Raw genomic sequence first — 22,817 nt, forward strand, 5'->3', positions numbered from 1 at the left:
TGCGGTGGGGGCGCTGGGGTCCGGTGCGGTGGGGGCGCTGGGGTCCGGTGCGCTGGAGGCGCTGGGGACTGGTGCGATGGGGACGCGCGGCGGGTCGCCGATCAGCACAGGGCCGCAGGTCACGCATCGCGCAGCCACCCGGCCAGCTCCGTCGCCCAGTACGTCAGCACGGCGTCGGCGCCGGCGCGGACGATGCCGGTCACCTGCTCGGTCACCACGCCCCGCCGGTCGATCCAGCCGTGCGCGGCGGCGGCCTCCACCATCGAGTACTCCCCGGAGACCTGGTAGGCCCACACGGGCACCGGGGAGGCCTGCGCCACGTCGGAGAGCACGTCCAGGTAGGACCCCGCGGGTTTGACCATCACGACGTCCGCGCCCTCCGCGACGTCCAGCATCGCCTCCCGCAGACCCTCACGCCGGTTCGCCGCGTCGAGCTGGTAGGTGCGGCGGTCGCCCTGCAGGGTGGACTCGACCGCCTCCCGGAACGGGCCGTAGAACGCCGAGGCGTACTTGGCGGCGTACGCCAGCAGCGCCGTGTCCTGGTGGCCGGCCGCGTCCAGCGCCGCGCGGGTCGCCGCGACCTGGCCGTCCATCATCCCGGACAGTCCCAGCAGGTGCGCACCCGCGTCCGCGAGCACCACCGCCATGTCCGCGTAGCGCTCCAGCGTGGCGTCGTTGTCCACCCGCCCGTCCGGCGTCAGCACCCCGCAGTGGCCGTGGTCGGTGAACTCGTCGAGGCACAGGTCCGCCTGCACGACGAGCGCGTCCCCCACCTCGGCGACCACGTCCCGCACCGCCGTCGCCAGCACGCCCTCCGGGTCGGTGGCCCACGATCCGGTCGCGTCCCGCGTGGCGGGGACGCCGAACAGCATCACCCCGCCCACGCCGGCCTCGGCCGCCCGGGTGACCGCGTTGCGCAGCGAGTCGCGCGAGTGCTGCACCTGGCCGGGCATCGAACGGATCGGCACCGGCTCCGTCGCGCCCTCGCGGGCGAACACCGGTAGGACGAGCTGAGCCGGATGCACCCGCGTCTGCGCGACCAGCCGACGCATCGCTCGGCTGGTGCGCAGGCGGCGGGGACGGACCGTCGGGCCGGGCACGGCGCCGACGTTGCGGGGTTCGCGTGGCAGCGGGTGGGTGCTCACCGGGTCTCCTGGTCGCGGTCGGTCGGGGGTTGGTTCGCCGGGAGCTGGTTGCCCGGGGGCTGGTGGTCAGAGCGGCTCGGGCGCATCGCATCGCTCCGACCAGCTGCGTGTGCCGCCAGTGCCTCGACCATCGCTGGGACGCCTGACGTGGGGGGCGTGACGTGCACGGTGAGCCCCGCCTCCGCGGCAGCGCGCCGGGTCCGGTCGCCGATGCACACGACCGTACAGGTGGGTGGCGGCGTCCCGACGAGTGCGAGCAGCTGCGCGACCGTGCTCGGCGAGGTGAGCAGCACCGCGTCCACCGCTCCGTCGGCGAGGTCGCGGCGTACGCCCTGCGGCGCGGGCGGACCCGCCACCGTCCGGTAGGCGACGACGTCCCGCACGGTCCAGCCGCGCCCGCGCAGACCGTCCACCAGCGTCGTGTCGGCCAGGTCGGAGTGCGGCGCGAAGACGGTACCGGGCCCGTCCGGCATGGCCGCCACGAGCCCGGCTCCGGAGTGCAGCGGCGCGATCAGGTCGGCGTGCACGCCAGCGTGCTGCGCGGCAGCGGCCGTCGCCGGCCCGACCGCTGCGACCCGGGCGTGGGCGAGCGCCGTCGCGAGGGACGTCCCGCGGACCGCGCACCGCTGCTCGAGCACGGACACCGTGGTGGCGCTGGTCAAGGCGACCCAGTCGACCTCGCCCGCGCCGACCCGGTCCAGAGCGGCGTCGAGCGGAGCGGGGTCGTCCGGTGGGGCGAACTCGATGAGCGGAACCACGAGGGCCCGCGCGCCCTCCTCCTCGAGGAGCGCGGAGACGCGCTCCGCCCACTCGCCTGCGCGGGGGACGAGCACCGTCCAGCCGTCCAGGGCGCGGCTCGCCCCGCTCTCGCGCTCCGCCGGCTCCTGTGCGCGCCCGCTGGCCCTGGCCCGGACGACGAGCGCTCCTGCGCCACGGTCCAGCAGGTCTCGCGCGACACGGACACCCAGCGCGTGCGCGGCGTGCTCGGCCGCCGGGCGGTCGGCGGGCAGCACCGCCGCGCCGGAGGCCGACAGTCGCCGCGAGCCGTCCGTCGCGCACACGACGGCGTCCAGCTGCAGCGAGTCCCCCTCGGCGCGGCCGAGCGCCCCGACGGGGGCCGCGCACCCCGCCTCGAGCGTGGCCAGCAGACTCCGCTCGGCCAGCACGGCGAGCCGGGACGGCAGGTGGTCGACGGTGGCGAGCGCCGCCTCGGCGGTCGGGTCCAGCGGCCCTGCTCCTTCGATCGCCAGCGCGCCCTGCGCGGGCGCGGGCAGCACCGTGGCGGGGTCCAGCGCCTCGGTCACCGCCGCCAGCAGGCCGAGCCGACCGAGCCCGGACATCGCCAGCACGACGGCGTCGAGGTCACCGGGCCCGCTCGTACCGTCGGCGTGCACGTACCCCGCGACGCGCCCGAGCCGGGTGGGGACGTTCCCCCGCAGGTCCACGATCTCCAGGTCCGACCGGGCGGCGAGCAGCTGAGCGGCCCGGCGGGGCGACCCGGTGCCCACCCGGGCCCCGGCCGGCAGCGTCGCCAGGGTCAGGCCGTCGCGCGCGCACAGCGCGTCCCGCGGGTCGGCGCGCTCCGGCACAGCCACCAGTCGGAGGCCGTCCGGCGGCGCCGTGGGGAGGTCCTTCATGGAGTGCACCGCGAGGTCGCACCGCCCGTCGATGAGCGCAGCCCGCAACGCGGTCACGAACACGCCCGTCCCGCCCAGCGACGCGAGGGAGCCGGACAGCCGGTCGCCGTCCGTGCGGACCCGGACCAGCTCGATCCCGTCCCGTGCGTCGCCTCCCATGGCGTGCGCGATCGCGTCGGCGACCATGCCGGTCTGCGTCCGTGCCAACGCGCTGCCGCGGGTGCCGATCCTCATGCCAGGCCTGCGACCGCCGGTCGTTCGCCCCGCGGGTTCGCGCAGCACCCGGCCCGGCACACGTCGTACCAGGGGCCGAGCGGCGTCAGCGCCGGCCGGTCGACCGGACCGTCCGGCTCCCCCGTGGTGTGCCGCTCCTCGACCAGGTCCACCAGCCCCGTCACGAAGGTCGGGTCCACGCCAGGGGTGGGCACGCGGGACACCGCGAGCCCGGCGTCCCGGGCGGTGGCCGTGGCCTCCTCGTCCAGGTCCCACACGACCTCCATGTGGTCCGAGACGAACCCGAGCGGGACGATCACCACGCCGCGCACCCCGCGCGAGGCCAGCTCGCCGATCGCGTCGTTCACGTCCGGCTCGAGCCACGGCGTGTGGGGGCTGCCCGACCGTGACTGGAACACGAGGGACCAGTCCACCTCGATCGCGTCGGTCCCGCTGGCCAGCGCCGCCATCACGACCTCGGCCACCGCGCGGTGCTGGGCGCCGTAGGCGCCGTCCGGTCCGAGATCGGCGGTCGGCGGCCCGGACGCCACGGCCGTGACGGTGGGGATCGAGTGGGTCGAGAACAGCACGTGCACGTCCCCCGGTCCGGCGTCCGGCCCGATCTCGTCGAGCACCGTGCGGATCGCGTCCCGGGTCCCGGAGACGAACGGACCGACGAAGCCGGGGTGGTCGAAGTACTGGCGGACCTTGTCCACCTGGACCTCGGCCGTCAGACCGGTTTCCTCGAGCGCGGCGGCCAGGTCCTCCCGGTACTGCCGGCAGCTCGAGTACGACGAGTACGCGCTCGTCACGACCGCGAGCAGCCGCCGGTGACCGGCGGCATGCGCCGCCCGCAGCGCGTCGGAGAGGTACGGGTCCCAGTTGCGGTTGCCCCAGTACACCGGCAGGTCCAGGCCCCGGCGGTCGAGCTCGGCGGTCAGCGCCGCGCGCAGCGCCCGGTTCTGGTCGTTGATCGGGCTCACCCCGCCGAAGTGCCGGTAGTGGTGGGCGACCTCCTCGAGCCGCTCGTCCGGGATGCCCCGGCCGCGCGTGACGTTGCGCAGGAACGGCAGCACGTCGTCCTGGCCCTCGGGGCCGCCGAACGAGACCAGCAGCACGGCGTCGTAGCGGGTGCGCGGCTGCGGGTCGCGCGCCGGCAGAGACGCGGCGCCCTGGCTCACCGCAGCACCTCCGCGACCTCGGCGACCTCGATGCGCCGCCCGGTGAAGAACGGCACCTCCTCGCGCACGTGCCGACGCGCCTCGGTGGCCCGCAGGTGCCGCATCAGGTCCACCAGGTCGGTGAGCTCGTCGGCCTCCAGCGCGAGGATCCACTCGTAGTCGCCCAGGGCGAACGCGGCGACCGTGTTGGACAGCACCTGCGGGTACTCGCGGCCCTTGAGGCCGTGCTCGGCGAGCATCTCGCGGCGCTCCTCCTCGGGTAGCACGTACCAGTCGTAGGAGCGCACGAACGGGTACACCGTCAGCCAGGCCTTGGGCTCGGCGTCATGCATGAACGCCGGCGCGTGCGAGGCGCTGAACTCGGCCGGGCGGTGCACGCCCATCACCGCCCACCGCGGGACCAGGGGCGCGAGCTCGGTGGTGCGCCGCAGGGCGCGCTGGGCGGTCTGGAGCGCCTGTGCGCCGGTGCCGGTCAGCCAGACCATGAGGTCCGCGTCGGCGCGCATCCCCGACACGTCGTACAGGCCCCGCAGGCGGACGCCGTCGGGCAGGGCGTCGATCGCGTCGGCGAGGGCGACGTCGGAGTCGGCGGGTGTCGGGTCGACCGGCTTGCGCAGCACGGTCCACAGGGTCCACGGGGCTTCGGTGGCGGAGGTCATGACGGCAGTCTGCGGGATGCCGGCCGATCCGCCACAATTCGCGGCCGTCCGCGGCCGGCACGGGCCCATTCCGGGAGAATTCTGAGCATCCGCTGTGACGTTTGTGACGCAGTGTCAGAAATGTCACTCACGTGTGATCGCCGCCGCCGTGGCGCGGGCGTCGGCCACCACGGAAGCCAGGCCGGTGCCCGACACCCATGCGCCGGTCACCCACAGCCCGCGCGGGACCCCGGCACGCAACGCGGCCATCCGGTCCCGGTGCCCGGCGGCGGGGGCGCCCAGGCCCACGGGCCACTCCGTGCGCGCCCAGCCCCGCACCATCGTGCGCGTCACCGGCACGCCGAGCAGGACCGAGGCGTCCGTCAAGGCGGTGTCCAGCCCGGGGTCGGGCCGGGACCCGCCGCGGCCGTAGGACAGCCGCACGACCTGCCGCCCCGGTGTCGCCCGGGCGAGCCACTCCCACTTGGCCGTCGCATGTGTCAGACCCTTGGCCGCCACCCCGGCGTCCGGCGAGACGAGCACGCCCGTGCCGCGCGGGGCGGCCTCCAGGTCGGGCGCGTCCAGCACCAGCGTCACGATGGTGACGGGGACCGCCGGCGGAACCTGCACGTGCGCCCACGGCTCGAGCAGCCGCGCCGCGCCCGTGCCGGTGGTCGCGACCACCACGTCGTCGGCGAGCAGGACCTCGGCGCCCAGGTGCACCTCCCACCGACCGTCCGGTCGGCGCGACAACGCCTCGACCCTCGCGCCCGTGCGCACCTGCCCCCCGTGCCGGCTCACGTCCTGCTCCAGCACCGGCGGCACGCGGTGCAGCCCCCCGCGCAGCCCGGCTGCGGCTGCACCGGCCGGGGAGCGCTCCCGGATCCGTGCCACGGCGGCGGCGAGCGACCCCGTCTCGCGGATCCCGTCGCGGACCCCCGCCAGCGCGGTGTCGGCGTCCAGCGCGTGCGGCGTCGAGGAGTGCACGCCGCCGACGATGGGCGTCACGAGGCGGTCCAGGACACGCCGGCCCATCCGCGAGCTGACCAGCTCCGCGACGCTCATCGGGCCTGGCCGCAGGCCCACGCGCGCCGGTAGGAGGCGGTCGAGCGACGCCCGCGCGGAGCCCGCGAGCCCGATCGCCCGGATCACGTCGGGGGCCCAGGGCTGCACGGGGATGCCCAGCAGCCCGGCCGCCGGCAGCGCGACAGGGCCGCCGGCGTGCTGGACCCAGGCGCCCAGCCGGCGCGGCAGCACCACGTCATCGGCCAGACCCACGTCGGCCAGCAGCTCGACGACCGCGGTGGTGCGGGTGGCGAACGACTCGGCGCCGCCGTCCAGCAGGACGCCGTCGGGCAGGCCGTCCGGGCGCACCGGTGCCAGGCACCCCCCGACCCGCGTAGCGGCGTCCAGCACGGTGACCCGCCGACCGGCCCTGGCCAGGTCCACGGCCGTGGTCAGGCCCGCCGCACCACCCCCGACGACGATGACGTCCGCGGTCACACGGCCCCGCTCTCGTGCTGCGGGTGCTCGCCGTGGACCAGGCGCACGATCGCGGTGAGGACGTCCGGGTCGGCGTTCGGTGGCACGCCGTGACCGAGGTTGACGACGTGCCCCGGGGCGGCCTCGCCCCGGCGCAGCACGTCGCGCACGTGCGCGGCGAGCACCTCCCACGGGGCTGCGAGCATCGCGGGGTCGATGTTGCCCTGCACAGGTGTGGTTCCACCGAGCCGTCGCGAGGCCTCGTCGAGCGGCACCCGGTGGTCCACGCCGACGGCCGCGTGCCGGACCGCACCCGCGGCCACGTCGCGCAGCTCCGCCAGGAGCTCGCCGCCCTGGGCTGCGAAGTGCACGACCGGAACGTCCAGACCCGCGAGCGCCCGGCTCGACCACGGCGCGACGTGCGCCCGGTAGTCCGCGGCGGAGAGCACCCCGGCCCACGAGTCGAACAGCTGGACCGCGGCGGCCCCGGCCGCCACCTGCGCGCGCAGGAACGTGCCCGTCACGTCCGCGGCCCACGCCATCACCCCGGCCCAGGCCTGCGGGTCCGCGTGCATGAGGGTGCGGGTACGCAGGTGGTCCTTGGACGGGCCACCCTCGACCAGGTAGCAGGCCAGCGTGAACGGCGCGCCGGCGAACCCGAGCAGCGGCGTGTCACCGAGCTCCGCCACGGCCGCGCGGACCCCGTCGACCACCGGGCCCAGGTCCGGGTCGGGGGTCGGCAGCGCCGCGACGTCGGCGGCGGTGCGCACCGGCTCGTCCAGCACGGGCCCCACGCCCGACCGGATCTGGACGCCGACGCCCGCGCGCAGCACCGGCACCACGATGTCGCTGAAGAACACCGCCGCGTCGACCCCGTGCCGGCGCACCGGCTGCAGCGTCAGCTCGGCGGCCAGCGCCGGGTCCAGGCAGGCGTCCAGCATCGCGATCCCGTGCCGCGCCGCCCGGTACTCCGGCAGCGACCGGCCGGCCTGACGCATGAACCACACGGGCGTGCGCGCCGGACGTGCGCCCTGCAGCGCGGTGAGCAGGGCGGGCCGGTCGGGTGTCGTGGCAGGCATGGCTCGATTGTGCCCAACGTCCCGCGGAATGATTGAATCGGGATTCTTGTGGTGCTGATGAATCTCTCGGCGAGCCACCGCAACCTTGATCTCGACCGTCTCGAGCAGATCAGTGTCGGTGCGCATTCCGTGGTGCCCGGAATCGTCTCCGACGACTCCGTGCGCGGCGTCGTGGTCCTCGCCACCTGCAACCGCTTCGAGGTCTACCTGGATGCCGCGGACGAGGCTGCAGCGGCGGACGCGACCGTCGCCGCCGTCGCCGCGCAGAGCGGCCTGGCAGCCGACGAGGTGCGTTCCCGGCTGTCCGTGCGATCCGGCGAGGACGTGGTCCAGCACCTGTTCACCGTCGCCGCCGGTCTGGACTCGATGGTCGTCGGCGAACGCGAGGTGGCCGGCCAGGTGCGTCGCGCGCTCGACCACGCCCGCACGCTGACCGCCACGTCCTCCGACCTCGAGGCGCTGTTCCAGGGTGCGTCGCGGGTGTCCCGTGCGGTGGCCCGGCGCACCGGCCTGGCGGCCGCGGGTCGCTCCGTGGTGAGTGTCGCGCTGGACCTCGCCGAGGAGCGGCGACCGGTGTCCGGTGCCCGCGTGCTTCTCGTGGGCACCGGCTCCTACGCCGGTGCGAGCGCGGCCGCCCTGGTCGACCGTGGCGCGCGGGTGCTCGCGGTGTACTCCCCGTCCGGGCGCGCCGAGGCCTTCGCCGCGACCCACGAGGGCCTGGAGCCCGTTGGGCAGGACGGGCTGGCCGACGCGCTCGCCACGGCCGACCTGGTCGTGGCGTGCTCCGGCAGCGGCGGCACCGTGATCGGCGCCGACGACGTGGCCCGGGCCCGGTCCCGCGGCGGCGGTCCAGCGGTGCTCGTCGACCTCGCCCTGCGCCGGGACGTGGACCCGGCCGTGGCGGACCTGCCCGGCGTGCACCTGGTGGACCTGGCGGCCGTCGCGCGGCACGCGCCGGAGTCGCTGGGCACCGCGGTCGAGGAGGGCCGGGTCATCGTCGAGGCCGAGACGGCCCGGCTGCTGGCGACCTTCGCCGAGCGCGAGGCGACCCCGGCCGTGCGCGCCGTGCGTGCCCACGTCGAGTCCGCGCTCCTCGAGGTGGCCGCGCGCTATCCCGACGACCCCCAGGTGCAGCGCGCGCTGCACCAGTTCGCGGCCTCCCTGCTGCACCAGCCCGTGAACCGAGCGCGGTCCATGGCCCGCATCGGGCGTGCGACCGAGTTCGAGCAGGCGATGGGCACGTTCCTCGGGCTCGAGGTCGAGCCACCCGCCTGAGGTCAGCGCATGGCCTGCGCGAGCTCGGAGACCTCCGTCGTGACGGTGCCGACCACCTGCGTCATCGCCCCGATCGCGCCACGGGCGCGGGCAGTGGCGTCGGACTGCTGCGCGACCGCGGAGGAGATGGTGCTCTGCGCGCCGACCACCTGCGAGATCGCGTCGTCGATGCCCTGTGTTCCGGTCAGCGCCTCCCTGGTCCCGGCGAGCACGCTCGCCACCACCTCCTCGATCTGGTCGGTGGCCTTGGCGGTCTCCTGGGCGAGCTCCTTGACCTCGCCTGCGACCACCGCGAAGCCCTTTCCTGCCTCTCCGGCCCGTGCCGCCTCGATGGTCGCGTTCAGGGCCAGGAGGTTGGTCTGCTCGGCGATCGTCGTGATCGCTCGGGCGATGTCCGTGATCTGCTGCGTGGCGGACTCCAGGCGCTGCATGGTCGCCGCTGACGCACCGACCGCCTGTGCGGCCTGGCTCGCCCAGCTCGCCGCCCGGTCCGCGGCGCCGCCGATCTCCTGCGACGCTGCCACCAGACCGTCCATCACCGTGTCGGCCTCCTCGGCGCCCGAGCGCAGCTGCGTGCCGGCGGACGTGAGCGCGGCGAGCTTCGCCTCGAGCACCTCCTCGCGTCGGCGCCGTCGCTCGAGCTCGGCCTGCACCAGCTCGGCGTTGCGGGCCTGCTCCTGCACGAGGGCGGCCTGCGCCGCGAGCTGCTCGGCCGCCGTCGCCTCCGCGTGCGCGGCCTGCGCACGGCGCGCCTGGTCCGCCTGCTCGGTGAACCGCCAGCTCGCTGCGAGGGCGACGCACTCCGCCAGCAGCAGGCCGGCGTGCAGCAGCGAGAACAGGTACGGGTGTGCCTGGGCGCGTGGGTCGGAGAACACCATCGCAGGGTTGACCATGCTCATGCCGATGTGGTGCGCCGCCACCACGAGGATCGACAGCACGAACGGCGTCCAGAGCTGGTACAGCGCCACCGCCGCTGCCGTGACGAAGAAGTGCAGGTGCATGTCCGTCATCCCGCCGGACAGGTGCACGAGCGTCGCGCTCGACGTCGCCAGCCCCACGCTGACAGCGGCGGCACGTGCGGTCTGACCGTGTGCGATCCGCCCCACGCCCGCGAGCACGACCATCGTCGCGATACCCGTCCACGCCATCCACATGTGCATGGGTGCGTGGCCGGGCTGGCCCGGGGCCCCCCGCACGACCGTCGGAGACCACACCAGCGCCAGCACCGCGAGCAGTGGCACGTGGCCGAGCAGCACCCAGGTCAGGGCGTCGTGGCGCGCACGGAAGGCCGTCTCGTCGAGCTGGGCACCGCGCGGGACGAGGCGCGCCAGGACGGGCCTGGGCTCGGTGACGGCGGGCACGGCGGGGGTCGTGAGAGCTGTCATGGCCCCTGCATCGGCCGGATCGAGGTCGCGCTGAGAAGACGGAGGTTGATCATCTTCGCAGGTCAGCGCGCGATTCGACGAAACCCGACGTCTTTCGTGTCAAATCCGGCGCGACTCGCCGGCCGGTCAGTCGTCCAGGAACCGCACCAGGTCGGCAGCGGCGCCGGTGTACGTCGCGGGCGTCATCGCCGCCAGTCGCTGGGCGGTGGCCTCGGGCAGACCCAGGCCGAGCACGAACTCGCGCATCCGGTCGCCCGTGACCCGGTGCCCGCGGGTGAGCTCCTTGAGCCGCTCGTACGGGTTCTCCATGCCGGCCACCCCGGCGACTCCCGCCGCGCGCATCGCGGACTGCACCGCCTCGCCCAGCACCTCCCAGTTGGCGTCCAGGTCGCGCGCCGTCGCGGCGGTGTCCACGTCCAGACCGGCCAGGCCCCGGCGGACGTTGTCGATCGCCAGCAGGGAGTGCCCGAACGCCGGGCCGATGTTGCGCTGGGTCGTGGAGTCGGTGAGGTCCCGCTGCATCCTGGAGGTCACCAGGGTCGCGCCAAGCGAGTCCAGCAGGGCGCAGGAGATCTCCAGGTTCGCCTCGGCGTTCTCGAACCGGATCGGGTTCACCTTGTGCGGCATGGTCGACGAACCCACCGTGCCCTGCCCCCGGACCTGCGCGAAGTAGCCGAGCGAGATGTACGTCCACACGTCGGTGGCGAGGTTGTGCAGGATCCGGTTGAACCGCGCCACGTCCGCGTACAGCTCGGCCTGCCAGTCGTGCGACTCGATCTGGGTGGTCAGCGGGTTCCAGGTCAGGCCCAGGTGCTCGACGAACGCCCGGGACAGGTGCACCCAGTCCGCGGTCGGCACGGCGGCCAGGTGGGCGCCGTAGGTGCCGGTCGCACCGTTGATCTTGCCCAGGTACTCGGCACCCTCGATCCGCCGCAGCTGGCGGCGGAGCCGGTGCGCGAGCACCGCGAGCTCCTTGCCCATCGTCGTCGGCGTGGCGGGCTGGCCGTGCGTACGGGCCAGCATCGGCACCGTCGCGTGCTCGTGCGCCATCCCCGCGACCTGGTCCACGAGGGTGCGAGCAGCCGGCAGCCACACGCGCTGCACGGCTCCCCGCACCATCAGCGCGTAGGCGAGGTTGTTGACGTCCTCGCTCGTGCACGCGAAGTGCACCAGCTCGGTGACCCGCGGCAGCACGGTGTCCTCGCCGAGCACACCGGGGGCCGTCGACATCCGCTCCTTGAGCAGGTACTCCACGGCCTTGACGTCGTGCACCGTGATCTTCTCGGTCGCGGCGAGCTCGGCCACCGTGTGCTCGTCGAAGTCCGTGACGATCGCACGCAGGTGGTCGCGCTCCTCGCCGGACAGCGTCGGCGCGCCCGGCACCGCGTGGTGCGACGTCAGGTGGATGAGCCACTCGACCTCGACGTGCACGCGCTCCCGGTTCAACGCGGCCTCGCTCAGGTGGTCGACCAACGGTGCGACCACCGCGCGGTACCGCCCGTCGAGCGGGCCCAGTGCGATGGGAGGGGCGACGTCGGCGAGGCTGCGCCGTGCGGGGGGCTGCTCGACGCCGGGTGCCGCGTCCTGGTCGGAAGGGTGCGCCATGCCGCTCATCCTCCCAGAACCGCGGTCGGTGGGGACCCGGAGCCCGTGGGGCAGGATGGGCCAGTGGGGAGGCGACGGCCGGCGGCTGGGATGGTGCTCGTGGTGGCCCTGCTCGGGGTCACCGTGCTGGCTGCGTCCTACGCCGGACCGTGGGTCGTCCGCTTCACGCCGCGCGTGCTCCCCACCGATGGCGCGACGCGGGAGCCGGCGCCGCTCCCCTCCCTGCCCAGCATCCCCCCGGAGGCCGCGGACCAGCCGTTCACCCTGGACCTCAGCGGTGCCGCGTGGGCCGGCGTGGTGCTCGGCCTGGTGCTCCTGGCGCTCATGGTCCGCTGGGTGCTGGCCCAGGAGAGGCCCGAGCTGTCCTTCCCGGACACCGCTCCTGAGGTGGCACCCCTCGAGCCCGAGCCGAGCCTCGCGACCCTCGAGCAGGGCCTGGCGGCCGCGGTCCAGCAGCTGCGCGGCGGGGGCGAGCCCGCCGACGCGGTGGTCGCCGCGTGGGTGGCCCTCGAGGACGCCGCCCGGCGCAGCGGCGTCCCGCGCGACCCAGCGGCCACACCTACGGAGTTCGTCGTCGAGGTCCTCGGCCGCACGACGGCCGACCGCGCGGCGACCCGATCGCTGCTGGCGTCGTACGAGCGCGCCCGGTTCTCGGCGCTCCCCGTCAGCGAGGCCGACGTCGACCGCGCGGCCGACGACCTGCGGTGCATCTCCGCGACGCTGCGCGAGGTGGCCAGGTGACCCAGGAGGCGGCCCGCGGCGGGCCGGCGGGCCGGGGCCGCCGGCTCGCCGACTGGCGCGTCTGGGCCGGTGCCGTCACCGGCGCCGTCCTGGCCGGCGTGGTCGGGGCGAGCGTGCCCGACGCGTTCGCCGTCGGCGGGGCGGTGGCCGTGCTCGGCCTCGCGGTGCAATGGCTCGACGGCGGCCGCGACGAGCCGTGGCCCGACTCGACGCGCCGCATCCACGACGGGCGGCGGGTCGAGGTGTCCGACCTCACCTGGTCGCTGGCCGGCCGGGACGGCCGGGTCTCCGGTCCCGCTGCGCGACACCTGCGAGAGGTCGCGGCCGCCAGGCTGGCCCGAGTCGGACTGCCGCTGTCCGCGGGCTTCGACGGCCCGGCCGACGCCGTCGGGCTCGCCCAGCGGTGCGCTGCGCGCGACGCGCTCGGGGACCGGGCGTGGACCGCCCTGATGCCCGACCGGACCCCGTCGCTCGCCGACGTCGCCGCCTGCGTGCAGGCGCTCGAGGCGTTGACCGACCGATCCCCGACCTCCCAGGAGCAGAGATGACTGCCGACACCCCGCTGCCCGCCGCCGAGGTCGCCCGGCTGGGCCAAGCGGTGCTCGACGAGGTCGGCACCGCCGTGGTCGGGGCGGCCGGCCCGCTCCGGGTCGCGCTCGCAGCGATCCTCGCCGGTGGGCACGTCCTGTTCGAGGACGTGCCCGGGCTCGGCAAGACGCTCGCCGCGCGCAGCCTCGCCCGAGCCCTCGGCCTGGACTTCCGGCGCCTGCAGTGCACGCCGGACCTGCTCCCGTCGGACATCACCGGATCAGCCGTCTACGACCCGTCGACCCGCAGCTTCGCCTTCCGGGCCGGCCCCGTGTTCACGGGCTTGCTCCTCGCCGACGAGATCAACCGCACGGCTCCCAAGACGCAGTCCGCCCTCCTGGAGGCGATGGCCGAGCGCCAGGTCACCGTGGACGGAACGACGCACGCCGTGCCGCGCCCCTTCCACGTGATCGCGACCTCCAACCCCGTGGAGTACGAGGGCACCTACCCGCTGCCCGAGGCGCAGCTCGACCGCTTCATGGTGCGCATCGCCGTCGGCTACCCCGACCGCGACGAGGAGGTGGACGTGCTGGCCCGCCGGGTCGCCCGGCGGCACGAGGAGGCCCCCGTGCGCACGGTCGTGGACCCCGGCACCGTCCTCGCCATGCAGGCCGGGGTCGAAGCGGTGGACGCGGACCGCGACGTGCTGGGCTACTGCGTGGACCTTGCCGCCGCCACGCGCGTGCACAGCGACGTCGAGGTCGGTGTCTCCCCCCGCGGTGCCCAGTCCCTGCTGCTCGTGGCCCGTGCCGCCGCGGTGCTCGCCGGGCGCGACTTCGTGCTGCCCGAGGACGTCAAGGACGTGGCCGTGCCCGCCCTCGCGCACCGGCTCACGCTGGGTGCCGGCGCCTGGGCGACGGGTGTCGACCCCGACGACGTCATCCGTCAGGTGCTGGCCGGCACGCCCGGACCGGTCACCGTGCCGGAGCGCCCATGACATGGCACGTCGCCGGCGCCCCCGCGCAGCTCGGCGGCGGCCTTCTCGTGGTGCTGCTCGCCGTGGTGGCCGGGCGGCCCGACCTCGCCGTGCTCGGGGTACCCCTGGTGCTGATGGCCGCCCAGGAGCTCCTCACCGCCGGGCCGACGTCACCGCTGCGCGCGCGCATCGAACCGGGGGGAGACTCCTGGACCGCACGCCTCGAGCTGGACCTGCCCGCGCGGGTCGGCTGGGTACGGGCGAGGGTGTCCCGGCGCTCGCACACGCCGCGCGAGGTGGTGCTCGCCGCCCGGCCGGCGCTCGTCGTCCGGGCCCGTTCCGTGCGGACCGGTCCCCAGGAGCTGCTGTCGGCCGACGTCCAGGGAATCGGGCTCGGCGGCGCCGGGACCACGGAGGTCCTGCGGGTGCCGGCGCGTGAGGTCGCCGTGCCGCCGCAGGCCCGACGGGTGGCCGCCGTCCCGGTGCCCCGCCGTCTGCGCGGTCACACCGGTCAGCACGAGTCCCGACGGCCCGGTGAGGGCGGCGGCCTGCGGGACCTGGCTCCGTTCGGAGCCGGGGACACAGTGCGCCGGGTCGACTGGAAGACGACAGCCCGGCAGTCGCCGGACCTGGACCGGCTCTGGGTCCGGCGCACGTTCGGCCTCGCGGAGGCGCACGTCGTGGTGATCCTCGACTCCCGGGACGACGTGGGCCCCGATCCGCGGACCTGGAGCGGCACGCTCCCGGTGCGGCCGGACGACGCCACGTCGCTCGACCTCGCGCGCCAGGCGGCCGACAGCCTCACTCGGGCCTATACCGACGTCGGTGACCGGATCGGGGTGGAGGACCTCGGCTCGCTGCGGCACCCGATGCGCGCCGGCACGGGACGTCGGCACGCCGAGCGGGTGCGGCAGTGGCTCGCCGTGGTCCGCCCCCGTGGGGCTCCGCGGCGCGTCGCCCGGCCGCCGAAGATCCCGCAGGGCGCCCTGGTTGTGGTGGTCTCCACCTTCCTGGACTCCGAGGCCGGCGACCTGGCGCTGCGATGGCGTCGGGCCGGCCACCGCGTCCTCGCGGTCGACGTGCTGCCGCCGGTTCGCTCCGCCCACCTGTCCACCAGGGAGCGCCTGGCGGTACGGCTGGTCGTGCTGGAGCGTGAGGACCGGCTGGCGAGCCTGGACGCCGCCGACGTCGAGCTGGTGCGCTGGGCGGACCCGGACGTCGCCCTGCGCCGTGCGACGCGCCGGAGGCCGAGGTGACCCGGCCGGATCGGGCCACCGGACGTGCGGCCCTGGGGCACCTGGTGGTGGATCTGCCCGGGGCCGTGCCGGGGTGGGTGGTGCGGCCGCTACCAGCCGTGGCCGTGCTGGTCTGCGGGGCGGCACTGCCCGCGGACCCGTTCGCCTGGGTGGTGCTGCCGCTCATCGCCCTGGTCGCCGCGCTCCGGCCCGGCGGGACCGTGCCGGTGCTGCTCGCGGGCATCCTGGCAGCGGCGCTGCTGTTCGGGGGGCCGGTCGGGTACCCGGTGCTCGCGGGCCTGGTCCTCGGGGTTCATGTGGTGGCCGCGGGCTGCGCGTTCACGCGACACGTCGCTTGGGGAGCGGTCGTGGACCCGGCGGCGTTGCGGCGCGTGCTGGTCGCCCAGGTGCCCACCCAGCTCGTGGCCCAGGCGTTCGCGCTCGTCGCGGCGGGGCTCGCCGGCGTCACCCCGGCCGCCGGAGGCGGACCGCTGTCATTGGCCCTGCGGGCGGTCGCCCTGGGGTCCCTGGGCTGGCTGGTGCTGGCGATCCCGCGGCGGGGGCGCTGAGCCACAGCCCCGTGCCCGCAGGGATCGTCCACAGGCCGCCGGTACCGCCGCCGGACGGCGGTGCGGCAGCGCCTAGCGTTCAGCGCCGTGATGACAGGCGACCTGTGGGCATCGGCACAGCTGGACAGGCTGGCGGCCGACCTGTCCCGGGCGCTGCACCACCTGGCACGTGCTGAACCGGAGGTCTGGCGCTCCCCGGCGGCCCACGCCTACCGCGCGCGCCTCGCCGTGCTGCTGACCCAGGTGAGCCGGCTGCGCACCGCGCTGTGGGCAGCGCAGGTGCGCGCGGGCCCGCCGGACGTGCGGTGAGCGACGGGATCACAGTCCGGGGAGGCGCGGGCGGTGTCACCGCGCAGATCGAGGAGCTCGAGGCGCTCGCCGCCGCACTCGGGGCCGCGGCGCACGCCCTGGCCACCGCCGTGGCCGACCGCGCGTCGGCCGGCACCGCGCTCGTGGCTGCGCCGGCCCTGACGGTCCTGGACGGCCCGGCGGGCCTGGTCGCCTGCGAGCGCGAGGCGCGTGCGCTGGGAGCCGGCCTCCGCGGCGTCGCAGTCACATACCAGGAGGCGGACACCGACGTCACCGTCCGGCTGCGCGCCGTGGCCTCCGGGATGGGGCACGCCTGGGGCGAGCTCGGTCCGGTGTCGGTACCTCTGGTGGGACTGCTCGGCCTGCAGGCCGCGTCGACGCTCGTGTGGCTCCGGCTGAGCCGGTGGACGCCGACTCCATGGGGTGGGGCCCTGCTCGGGGTGGGCCACCCCGCCGTCGCAGGCCGGTCCGACCCGCTCGGCGCGATCGGGCGGTTGCTCGCCGGTCCGGGGCTGCTGCCCCGACCGCCGGTCCTGGGTCGCGGGTCGGTCGAGACCCTCACGGTGGGGATGAGCTCCTACCTGCACGCCCTGCTGCCCGGACGCCAACCGGTGCTGCGCGACCCGGTGCCGGCCGGCGCCGGTCTGCTCGCCGGTCTCGCCGCCGCCGCGGCCGGTCCGGGCCGGCTCGTGGTGACCGCCGGCCCGCACGCCGTCCCCGCGCACGTCCCGCACACGGAGGCCGACGTGCTGTCTCTCGTGGCGGACCAGTACGCGGCGGGCGCGGCCGACGGGCTTGCCCGGGTCGCCGTGCAGCGCCTCGAGCACGCCGACGGCTCCCGCAGCTGGGTCGTGGCGGTCCCGGGCACCGAGACCTGGGCGACGGGTGGCGCCAACCCGCTCGATGCCCTGACGGACCTGGAGCTGACGGCCGGCGTGCGGGACGACGTCACGGCGCTCGTGACGCGCGCGATGGATCAGGCGGGTGTCTCGCCCGGTGAGCCCGTGCTGCTCGCCGGGCACTCGTTGGGCGGGATGGCCGTCGCGCGGATAGCCGCGGACCCGGTGCTCGCGCGGCGCTACACCGTCGCCGGTGTGCTCACCGCGGGGTCACCGGTGGCGGGGTACGACGTCCCCGCCCGCACCCAGGTCCTCCAGCTCGAGCACGCCCAGGACATCGTCCCGGGTCTGCGCGGGCTGCCCGACCCCGACCGGGTGAACCGGACCACCGTCGTGCGGGACCTCGGGGCGTCGGCCGACGCCACCGAGCGCGTCATCCGCGCACCCGGCGCCGCGCACGCGCTCGACCGCTACCGGCGCACCGCGGAGCTGCTGCCCGCCGCCGACCCGTCGGTGCAGGGCTTCCGGCGGGCCGCCGCACGCGTGCTCGGCCGGGACGTGGTCGCGGCCCGCACCTGGACGTTCACCGGCGTGCGGGTGCCTGCACAGGGATGTCGACCGTGAGCCTCAGCGCTTCTTGCGGGCGGCGGGGACGACCGCCGTGAGGATCACGGTGCCGAGCGCGATGATGATCGCGCCGATCACCGCGGTGCCGAAGTCGGCCACGCGCAGCCCGTAGTCGGTCTGCTCCGACAGCCAGCCGACCAGCTCGAGCATCAGGGCGTTGACGACGAGCCCGAACAGCCCGAGCGTGAGCAGGTACAGCGGCAGCGAGAGCACCTTCACCACGGGCTTGATGATGGCGTTGACGAGGCTGAACACCAGGGCCACGGCGAGGAACACCAGGGCCGTGCCCAGGGCGGTACCACCGCCGACGACCTGGAGGCTGTCGGGCAGCAGGAGGGTCGCGACCCAGATCGCGACGGCTTGGATGACGAGGCGCACCAGGAAACCCATGGACCCCATCCTGGCACCGCGGGCCCCGGCGCGGGCCGAGGCCGCCTCCCTGCTGGCATGCTGGCGCCGTGACCCAGCCGCGCCCCCGCCCCGCCGTCGCGTCCCTGCCCGCCTATGTCCCCGGCGCCCGGCCGAGCGACGAGCGTGCGCACAAGCTCTCGTCCAACGAGAACCCGTACCCGCCGCTGGACCCGGTACGTGCGGTCATCGCCGAGGCCGCGGGCCGGGTGAACCGCTACCCCGAGATGTTCGCCGACACGCTCGTGGCAGCGCTCGGCGAGCGGTTCGGGGTGGGGCCCGCGGGCGTGGTGGCTTCCACCGGTTCGGTGGCCGTGCTCAGCCACCTGCTCCAGGCGTACTGCGAGCCCGGCGACCAGGTGGTCACCGCGTGGCGGTCGTTCGAGGCCTACCCCATCCTGGTGCGGCTCCAGGGCGCCGAGCACGTCCAGGTGCCGCTCGCGTCGGGCGCCCGGCACGACCTCGCTGCGATGGCCGACGCCGTGACGGATCGCACCCGCGCCGTGCTGGTGTGCACGCCGAACAACCCGACCGGGCCCGCCGTGCACCACGACGAGCTCGTGGCGCTCCTGGCGAGCGTGCCCGAGGACGTCGTGGTCGTCATCGACGAGGCGTACGTCGAGTTCATCACCGACCCGCGGGCCGCGGACGGGCCGGCGCTGCTCGCCGAGCACCCCAACGTCGTGCTGCTGCGCACGTTCTCCAAGGCGTACGGCCTCGCCGGCCTGCGGGTGGGCTACGCCGTCGCTCACCCCGAGGTCGCCGCGGCCGTGCGGACCGCTGCGACGCCGTTCGGCGTCAACGACCTGGCACAGACCGCGGCGGTGGCCTCGCTGACCGCCGAGGACGCGCTGCTCGATCGGGTGCGTGCGGTGGTGGCCGAGCGGGAGCGCGTCGCCGGCGCGCTGCGGGGTCAGGGCTGGCAGGTGCCCGACGCCCAGGGCAACTTCGTGTGGCTGCCCACCGGGGACCGGACCGCCGAGCTCGCGTCCCGGGCCGCGGCCCGGGGCCTGCTGGTGCGCCCGTTCGCCGGGGAGGGTGTCCGGGTCTCGATCGGCTCGCCCGACGCCAACGACGCCGTCCTGGCGCTCACCGCCGAGTGGGCGCCCGGCGAGTGAGCCGGCCGCCGTGTTCGCGGGGACTCCTCCCGATTGGGCGGTCCCCACAACACCACCCCGCCGGTGTTGTGACGATGCTCCACGTGCTACCTACGGTGGCGTAGCCTACGCTGGCGTAACCAGCCGGGACGGGGCCTCCGCGAGGTCTGCCCCCCCCCGCGTGACCAGCCGGACCGTCATGGACCCGCCGGAAGGACCCCGCGTGACACAGCCCCAGGACGTTGCCATGGAGACCGTCCAGCTCCTCACCCCGGAGGGCACTCGCGTCGCCGACGCCCGCTATGACCACCGCGTGGCCCACCTGGACGCCGACGCGCTCCGCGGCTTCTACGCAGACATGGTGCTGACCCGCCGGTTCGACACCGAGGCCACAGCCCTGCAGCGCCAGGGCGAGCTCGGGCTGTTCACCCCGAGCATGGGCCAGGAGGCCGCGCAGGTCGGCTCGGCCCACGCCCTGGCCCCGCAGGACTGGGCGTTCCCGGCGTACCGCGAGCACGGCGTGCTGCATGTGCGTGGCGTGGACCTGGTGGACGTGCTCAAGCAGTTCCGTGGGGTGGAGCACGGTGGCTGGGACCCGGCCGAGCACCACGTTCACCTGTTCACGCTCGTGGTCGGCGCACATCCGCTGCACGCCGTCGGCTACGCGATGGGCATGCAGCGCGACGGCGTCGTCGGCACCGGTGACCCGCAGCGCGACGCCGGTGTGATCGCCTACCTCGGCGACGGCGCGACGTCGCAGGGTGATGTCAGCGAGGCCCTGGTGTTCGCCGGCGCCTCGGACGCCCCGGTGGTGTTCTTCGTGCAGAACAACCAGTGGGCGATCTCGGTACCGGTCGGGACGCAGTCCAAGGTGCCGCTCGCCCAGCGCGGCCAGGGCTTCGGCATCCCGACGGTCCGCGTGGACGGCAACGACGTCCTGGCGAGCTACGCCGTGACGGCCGAGGCCATGGAGCGCGCCCACCGCGGCCACGGCCCGACGTTCATCGAGGCGGTCACCTACCGGATGGGTGCGCACACCACGTCCGACGACCCGCTGCGCTACCGGGAGGACGACGAGGTCGCCGCCTGGCGCGCGAAGGACCCGATCGACCGGCTGCGGCGCTACCTAGAGTCCGCCGGGGAGCTGCCGCAGGACTTCCTGGCGGACCTCGAGGCCCGGTCCGAGGCGCTGGCCCGGCACGTGCGGGACGGGGTGCACGCGATGACCGCGCCGGAGCCGACCTCGATGTTCGACCACGTCTACGCCTCGCCGCACTCGCTCGTGCAGTCCGAGCGCGCGTGGTTCGAGCAGTACGAGTCCGGCCTCGCCGAGGGAGGAGCCCGATGACCACCACCGCCGACCGCGCCGGCACCTCGTCGTCGTCCGTACCCACCGAGAAGGTCACGCTCGCCCGGGCGATCACGCTCGGGCTGCGCACCGCACTGGCGCACGACCCGAGCGTCCTGCTGATGGGTGAGGACATCGGGCGCCTGGGTGGGGTGTTCCGGGTGACCGACGGCCTGCAGGCGGAGTTCGGTGCGGACCGCGTCGTGGACACCCCGCTGGCGGAGTCCGGCATCCTCGGCACCGCGATCGGGCTGGCCATGCGCGGCTACCGGCCGGTGTGCGAGATCCAGTTCGACGGCTTCGTGTTCCCGGCGTTCGACCAGATCACGACGATGCTCGCCAAGCTGCACGCCCGGTCGCGTGGCCGCATCACCGTGCCCGTCGTCGTACGGATCCCGTTCGGTGGCGGGATCGGTGCCGTCGAGCACCACAGCGAGTCGCCCGAGGTGCTCTTCGCGCACACCGCCGGGCTGCGGGTCGTGAGCCCGGCCACCCCCGCCGACGCGTACACGATGATCCAGGAGGCCATCGCCTCGCCCGACCCGGTGATCTTCCTCGAGCCCAAGGGTCGGTACTGGGACAAGGCCGAGGTAGCCCTCACGCCCTACGGCACGCCCGGCGCGGGGCTGGACAAGGCGCGCGTCGTGCGCCCGGGGTCGGACGTGACCGTGGTGGGCTACGGGCCCACCGTGCACACCGCGCTCAAGGCCGCCGCGGCCGCCGACGCCGAGGGCATCAGCCTCGAGGTGGTCGACCTGCGGACCATCTCCCCGCTCGACCACGCCACCGTGGTGGAGTCGGTGCGCGGCACGGGGCGCTGCGTCGTGGTCCACGAGGCGCCCGTGCAGCACGGGGTGGGGGCCGAGGTCGCCGCTCGCGTCACCGAGGAGTGCTTCTACGAGCTCGAGGCCCCGGTGCAGCGGGTCGGGGGTTTCCACACCCAGTACCCGCCCGCCAGGATCGAGCACGACTACCTGCCGTCCGTGGACCGCGTGCTGCACGCCGTGGACCGCGCGATGGCCTTCTGAGCCGGACCCCGAGGAGACCTCCGAGTGCCCAGGTACCAGCAGTTCCGCCTCCCCGACGCCGGGGAGGGCCTGACCGAGGCCGAGATCGTCGAGTGGCGGGTCGCCGTGGGCGACACCGTGACCGTCAACCAGGTCATCGTCGAGATCGAGACCGCGAAGTCGCTGGTCGAGCTGCCCTGTCCGTTCGACGGAGTGGTGTCCGCGCTGCTCGTCGAGGAGGGTGTCACGGTCGAGGTGGGCACGCCCATCATCACGGTGGACACCGACCCGGGCGGTCCGGAGCAGGACGACGCCCCCGCCGGAGCGGACGCGGCGAGCGCCGAGTCGCCGGCGGCCGCGACGGAGCCTGCCGCGACGGAGCCCGCCGCCACCTCCGAGTCCGCCACCTCTGAGTCCGCCACCTCTGAGTCCGCCACCTCCGACCCGGCCGCGGGCGAGACCCGTGCGGTGCTCGTCGGCTACGGCGTACGGGATGACGCCCCGAGTCGGCGCCGCCGGGCCGGCGAGCCCGGACCTGCCGAGCCGCAGCCCGCGAGCGCGCCCGCGAGCCGACCGGGCGGCCAGCGGGTGCTCGCCAAGCCGCCGGTCCGCAAGCTGGCCAGGGACCTGCACGTCGACCTGGCGACGGTCTCCCCGACCGGGCCAGGCGGCATCGTCACGCGCGAGGACGTGCTGGCCCGCGCGACCGAGGTCAGGCCGCAGACCCTCGCCACGTACCCCAACGACGAGGAGCCGTGGCTCGAGTCCGGCACCGTCTCGCCCGACGGCCGCAGCACCGTGGTGCCGGTCCGCTCGGTGCGCAAGCGCACCGCGGAGGCGATGGTCGCCTCGGCGTTCACCGCACCGCACGTGTCGGTGTTCCACACCGTGGACGTGACCCGGACGATGCGGCTCGTCGCCCGGCTCCGCGAGGAGCGCGAGTTCTCCGACGTGCGGGTCACGCCCCTGCTCATCGCAGCCAAGGCGTTGCTCATCGCCGTGCGTCGGCACCCCGAGGTGAACGCCTCCTGGCGCGACGAGACGCAGGAGATCGTCTACAAGCACTACGTGAACCTCGGCATCGCGGCCCAGACGCCGCGGGGCCTGGTCGTGCCGAACATCAAGGACGCGCACCGCCTGGGCCTGCACGACCTCGCGGTGGCCCTCGCGGACCTGACCGCCAAGGCCCGCGCGGGCGGCACGTCGCCGGCCGACATGTCGGACGGCACGATCACCATCACCAATGTCGGGGTGTTCGGGATCGACACCGGCACGCCCATCCTCAACCCCGGCGAGTCGGCGATCCTGGCCTTCGGTGCGATCCGCGAGCAGCCGTGGATGCACCGCGGCAAGGTCAAGCCGCGGCACGTGACCCAGCTCGCGCTGTCGTTCGACCACCGGCTGGTCGACGGTGCGCTGGGCTCGAAGCTGCTGGCGGACGTGGCGGCGATCCTCGAGGACCCCGCGCGCGCTCTCGTCTGGGGCTGAGCCCG

The 22,817-nt window shown here is 75.1% G+C and carries 21 protein-coding genes and 1 pseudogene; 12 read left to right on the forward strand and 10 right to left on the reverse strand.

Translation table 11 applies throughout. The annotated features are described in order from the left end of the window. Positions 1 to 119: 119 nt before the first annotated feature. The 7 genes and pseudogenes from hemB to hemE all read right to left on the reverse strand — a co-directional run bounded on the left by hemB (position 120) and on the right by hemE (position 7,375). Positions 120 to 1,145 (reverse strand): porphobilinogen synthase, encoded by a 1,026-nt coding sequence (hemB, locus tag Q6348_RS03335; protein ID WP_434062044.1) that lies wholly within the window; start codon positions 1,143 to 1,145, stop codon positions 120 to 122. Continuing rightward, complete coding sequence (locus Q6348_RS03340) at positions 1,142 to 1,978, reverse strand: uroporphyrinogen-III synthase (RefSeq protein ID WP_304601897.1); 837 nt, start codon at positions 1,976 to 1,978, stop codon at positions 1,142 to 1,144. Before Q6348_RS03340 ends, hemB begins: the two co-directional genes overlap by 4 nt. A gap of 84 nt (positions 1,979 to 2,062) precedes the next feature. Further along, positions 2,063 to 3,016 (reverse strand): annotated as a pseudogene (hemC, locus tag Q6348_RS03345) (hydroxymethylbilane synthase); the annotation flags it as partial. After that, the gene (locus tag Q6348_RS03350; RefSeq protein WP_304599911.1) at positions 3,013 to 4,176 is read right to left on the reverse strand and encodes a ferrochelatase; all 1,164 of its coding nucleotides are present in this window, start codon (positions 4,174 to 4,176) and stop codon (positions 3,013 to 3,015) included. The gene Q6348_RS03350 and the pseudogene hemC, both read right to left, overlap by 4 nt. Further along, on the reverse strand, positions 4,173 to 4,835 hold the full coding sequence (gene hemQ / locus Q6348_RS03355; protein WP_304599912.1) for a hydrogen peroxide-dependent heme synthase: 663 nt from the start codon (positions 4,833 to 4,835) through the stop codon (positions 4,173 to 4,175). The genes Q6348_RS03350 and hemQ overlap by 4 nt, the downstream gene beginning before the upstream one ends. A gap of 123 nt (positions 4,836 to 4,958) precedes the next feature. Then, positions 4,959 to 6,317 (reverse strand): protoporphyrinogen/coproporphyrinogen oxidase, encoded by a 1,359-nt coding sequence (locus Q6348_RS03360; protein ID WP_304599913.1) that lies wholly within the window; start codon positions 6,315 to 6,317, stop codon positions 4,959 to 4,961. Continuing rightward, positions 6,314 to 7,375: a uroporphyrinogen decarboxylase gene (gene hemE / locus Q6348_RS03365; protein ID WP_304599914.1), complete on the reverse strand. Its 1,062-nt coding sequence runs from the start codon at positions 7,373 to 7,375 to the stop codon at positions 6,314 to 6,316. The genes Q6348_RS03360 and hemE overlap by 4 nt, the downstream gene beginning before the upstream one ends. 57 nt (positions 7,376 to 7,432) lie before the next feature. Between hemE and Q6348_RS03370 the strand changes: the two genes are divergently transcribed. After that, positions 7,433 to 8,650, forward strand: coding sequence for a glutamyl-tRNA reductase (locus tag Q6348_RS03370; RefSeq protein ID WP_304599915.1), 1,218 nt, complete (start codon positions 7,433 to 7,435; stop codon positions 8,648 to 8,650). Positions 8,651 to 8,652: 2 nt separating this feature from the next. Here Q6348_RS03370 and Q6348_RS03375 read toward each other — a convergent pair whose 3' ends face one another. After that, complete coding sequence (locus Q6348_RS03375; protein WP_304599916.1) at positions 8,653 to 10,035, reverse strand: methyl-accepting chemotaxis protein; 1,383 nt, start codon at positions 10,033 to 10,035, stop codon at positions 8,653 to 8,655. A gap of 126 nt (positions 10,036 to 10,161) precedes the next feature. Next, positions 10,162 to 11,640 (reverse strand): adenylosuccinate lyase, encoded by a 1,479-nt coding sequence (purB, locus tag Q6348_RS03380; RefSeq protein WP_304599917.1) that lies wholly within the window; start codon positions 11,638 to 11,640, stop codon positions 10,162 to 10,164. 63 nt (positions 11,641 to 11,703) lie between these two features. On the opposite strand from purB, the gene Q6348_RS03385 reads away from it, so the two are divergent. The 7 genes from Q6348_RS03385 (at position 11,704) to Q6348_RS03415 (ending at position 17,461) form a co-directional block, all read left to right on the forward strand. Next, on the forward strand, positions 11,704 to 12,381 hold the full coding sequence (locus tag Q6348_RS03385; protein WP_304599918.1) for a DUF4129 domain-containing protein: 678 nt from the start codon (positions 11,704 to 11,706) through the stop codon (positions 12,379 to 12,381). Further along, positions 12,378 to 12,929 (forward strand): hypothetical protein, encoded by a 552-nt coding sequence (locus tag Q6348_RS03390; protein WP_304599919.1) that lies wholly within the window; start codon positions 12,378 to 12,380, stop codon positions 12,927 to 12,929. The genes Q6348_RS03385 and Q6348_RS03390 overlap by 4 nt, the downstream gene beginning before the upstream one ends. Then, a complete protein-coding gene (locus Q6348_RS03395; protein ID WP_304599920.1) occupies positions 12,926 to 13,906 on the forward strand; it encodes an AAA family ATPase in 981 nt (326 codons plus the stop codon). The genes Q6348_RS03390 and Q6348_RS03395 overlap by 4 nt, the downstream gene beginning before the upstream one ends. Next, on the forward strand, positions 13,903 to 15,141 hold the full coding sequence (locus Q6348_RS03400) for a DUF58 domain-containing protein (RefSeq protein ID WP_304599921.1): 1,239 nt from the start codon (positions 13,903 to 13,905) through the stop codon (positions 15,139 to 15,141). Before Q6348_RS03395 ends, Q6348_RS03400 begins: the two co-directional genes overlap by 4 nt. Beyond that, the gene (locus Q6348_RS03405) at positions 15,138 to 15,689 is read left to right on the forward strand and encodes a hypothetical protein (RefSeq protein WP_304599922.1); all 552 of its coding nucleotides are present in this window, start codon (positions 15,138 to 15,140) and stop codon (positions 15,687 to 15,689) included. The genes Q6348_RS03400 and Q6348_RS03405 overlap by 4 nt, the downstream gene beginning before the upstream one ends. Positions 15,690 to 15,779: 90 nt before the next feature. Then, the gene (locus Q6348_RS03410; protein ID WP_304599923.1) at positions 15,780 to 15,998 is read left to right on the forward strand and encodes a hypothetical protein; all 219 of its coding nucleotides are present in this window, start codon (positions 15,780 to 15,782) and stop codon (positions 15,996 to 15,998) included. Continuing rightward, a complete protein-coding gene (locus Q6348_RS03415) occupies positions 15,995 to 17,461 on the forward strand; it encodes an alpha/beta hydrolase family protein (RefSeq protein WP_304599924.1) in 1,467 nt (488 codons plus the stop codon). The genes Q6348_RS03410 and Q6348_RS03415 overlap by 4 nt, the downstream gene beginning before the upstream one ends. 3 nt (positions 17,462 to 17,464) lie before the next feature. Here Q6348_RS03415 and Q6348_RS03420 read toward each other — a convergent pair whose 3' ends face one another. Beyond that, positions 17,465 to 17,863, reverse strand: a complete 399-nt coding sequence (locus Q6348_RS03420) for a phage holin family protein (protein WP_350339636.1) — start codon at positions 17,861 to 17,863, stop codon at positions 17,465 to 17,467. Between the two features lie 59 nt (positions 17,864 to 17,922). Here Q6348_RS03420 and hisC point away from each other — a divergent pair, with 59 nt between their 5' ends. The 4 genes from hisC to Q6348_RS03440 all read left to right on the forward strand — a co-directional run bounded on the left by hisC (position 17,923) and on the right by Q6348_RS03440 (position 22,812). Next, complete coding sequence (gene hisC, locus Q6348_RS03425) at positions 17,923 to 18,990, forward strand: histidinol-phosphate transaminase (protein WP_304599925.1); 1,068 nt, start codon at positions 17,923 to 17,925, stop codon at positions 18,988 to 18,990. A 178-nt stretch (positions 18,991 to 19,168) separates the two neighbouring features. Further along, a complete protein-coding gene (gene pdhA, locus Q6348_RS03430) occupies positions 19,169 to 20,317 on the forward strand; it encodes a pyruvate dehydrogenase (acetyl-transferring) E1 component subunit alpha (protein ID WP_304601899.1) in 1,149 nt (382 codons plus the stop codon). Next, positions 20,314 to 21,345: an alpha-ketoacid dehydrogenase subunit beta gene (locus Q6348_RS03435; RefSeq protein WP_304599926.1), complete on the forward strand. Its 1,032-nt coding sequence runs from the start codon at positions 20,314 to 20,316 to the stop codon at positions 21,343 to 21,345. The genes pdhA and Q6348_RS03435 overlap by 4 nt, the downstream gene beginning before the upstream one ends. A 24-nt stretch (positions 21,346 to 21,369) precedes the next feature. Beyond that, on the forward strand, positions 21,370 to 22,812 hold the full coding sequence (locus Q6348_RS03440; RefSeq protein ID WP_304599927.1) for a dihydrolipoamide acetyltransferase family protein: 1,443 nt from the start codon (positions 21,370 to 21,372) through the stop codon (positions 22,810 to 22,812). Positions 22,813 to 22,817: the final 5 nt, after the last annotated feature.

It is taken from the genome of Actinotalea lenta, assembly GCF_030586465.1.
Taxonomy (GTDB): domain Bacteria; phylum Actinomycetota; class Actinomycetes; order Actinomycetales; family Cellulomonadaceae; genus Actinotalea; species Actinotalea lenta.

What these genes read in the sequence shown, in the direction of transcription:
- hemQ (WP_304599912.1), bottom strand. Translation starts at nt 4,835, where the DNA reads ATGACCTCCGCCACCGAAGCCCCGTGGACCCTGTGGACCGTGCTGCGC.
- hemE (WP_304599914.1), bottom strand. Translation starts at nt 7,375, where the DNA reads ATGCCTGCCACGACACCCGACCGGCCCGCCCTGCTCACCGCGCTGCAG.
- Q6348_RS03370 (WP_304599915.1), top strand. Translation starts at nt 7,433, where the DNA reads ATGAATCTCTCGGCGAGCCACCGCAACCTTGATCTCGACCGTCTCGAG.
- Q6348_RS03375 (WP_304599916.1), bottom strand. Translation starts at nt 10,035, where the DNA reads ATGACAGCTCTCACGACCCCCGCCGTGCCCGCCGTCACCGAGCCCAGG.
- purB (WP_304599917.1), bottom strand. Translation starts at nt 11,640, where the DNA reads ATGGCGCACCCTTCCGACCAGGACGCGGCACCCGGCGTCGAGCAGCCC.
- Q6348_RS03395 (WP_304599920.1), top strand. Translation starts at nt 12,926, where the DNA reads ATGACTGCCGACACCCCGCTGCCCGCCGCCGAGGTCGCCCGGCTGGGC.
- Q6348_RS03400 (WP_304599921.1), top strand. Translation starts at nt 13,903, where the DNA reads ATGACATGGCACGTCGCCGGCGCCCCCGCGCAGCTCGGCGGCGGCCTT.
- Q6348_RS03410 (WP_304599923.1), top strand. Translation starts at nt 15,780, where the DNA reads ATGACAGGCGACCTGTGGGCATCGGCACAGCTGGACAGGCTGGCGGCC.
- Q6348_RS03420 (WP_350339636.1), bottom strand. Translation starts at nt 17,863, where the DNA reads ATGGGGTCCATGGGTTTCCTGGTGCGCCTCGTCATCCAAGCCGTCGCG.
- pdhA (WP_304601899.1), top strand. Translation starts at nt 19,169, where the DNA reads ATGGACCCGCCGGAAGGACCCCGCGTGACACAGCCCCAGGACGTTGCC.
- Q6348_RS03435 (WP_304599926.1), top strand. Translation starts at nt 20,314, where the DNA reads ATGACCACCACCGCCGACCGCGCCGGCACCTCGTCGTCGTCCGTACCC.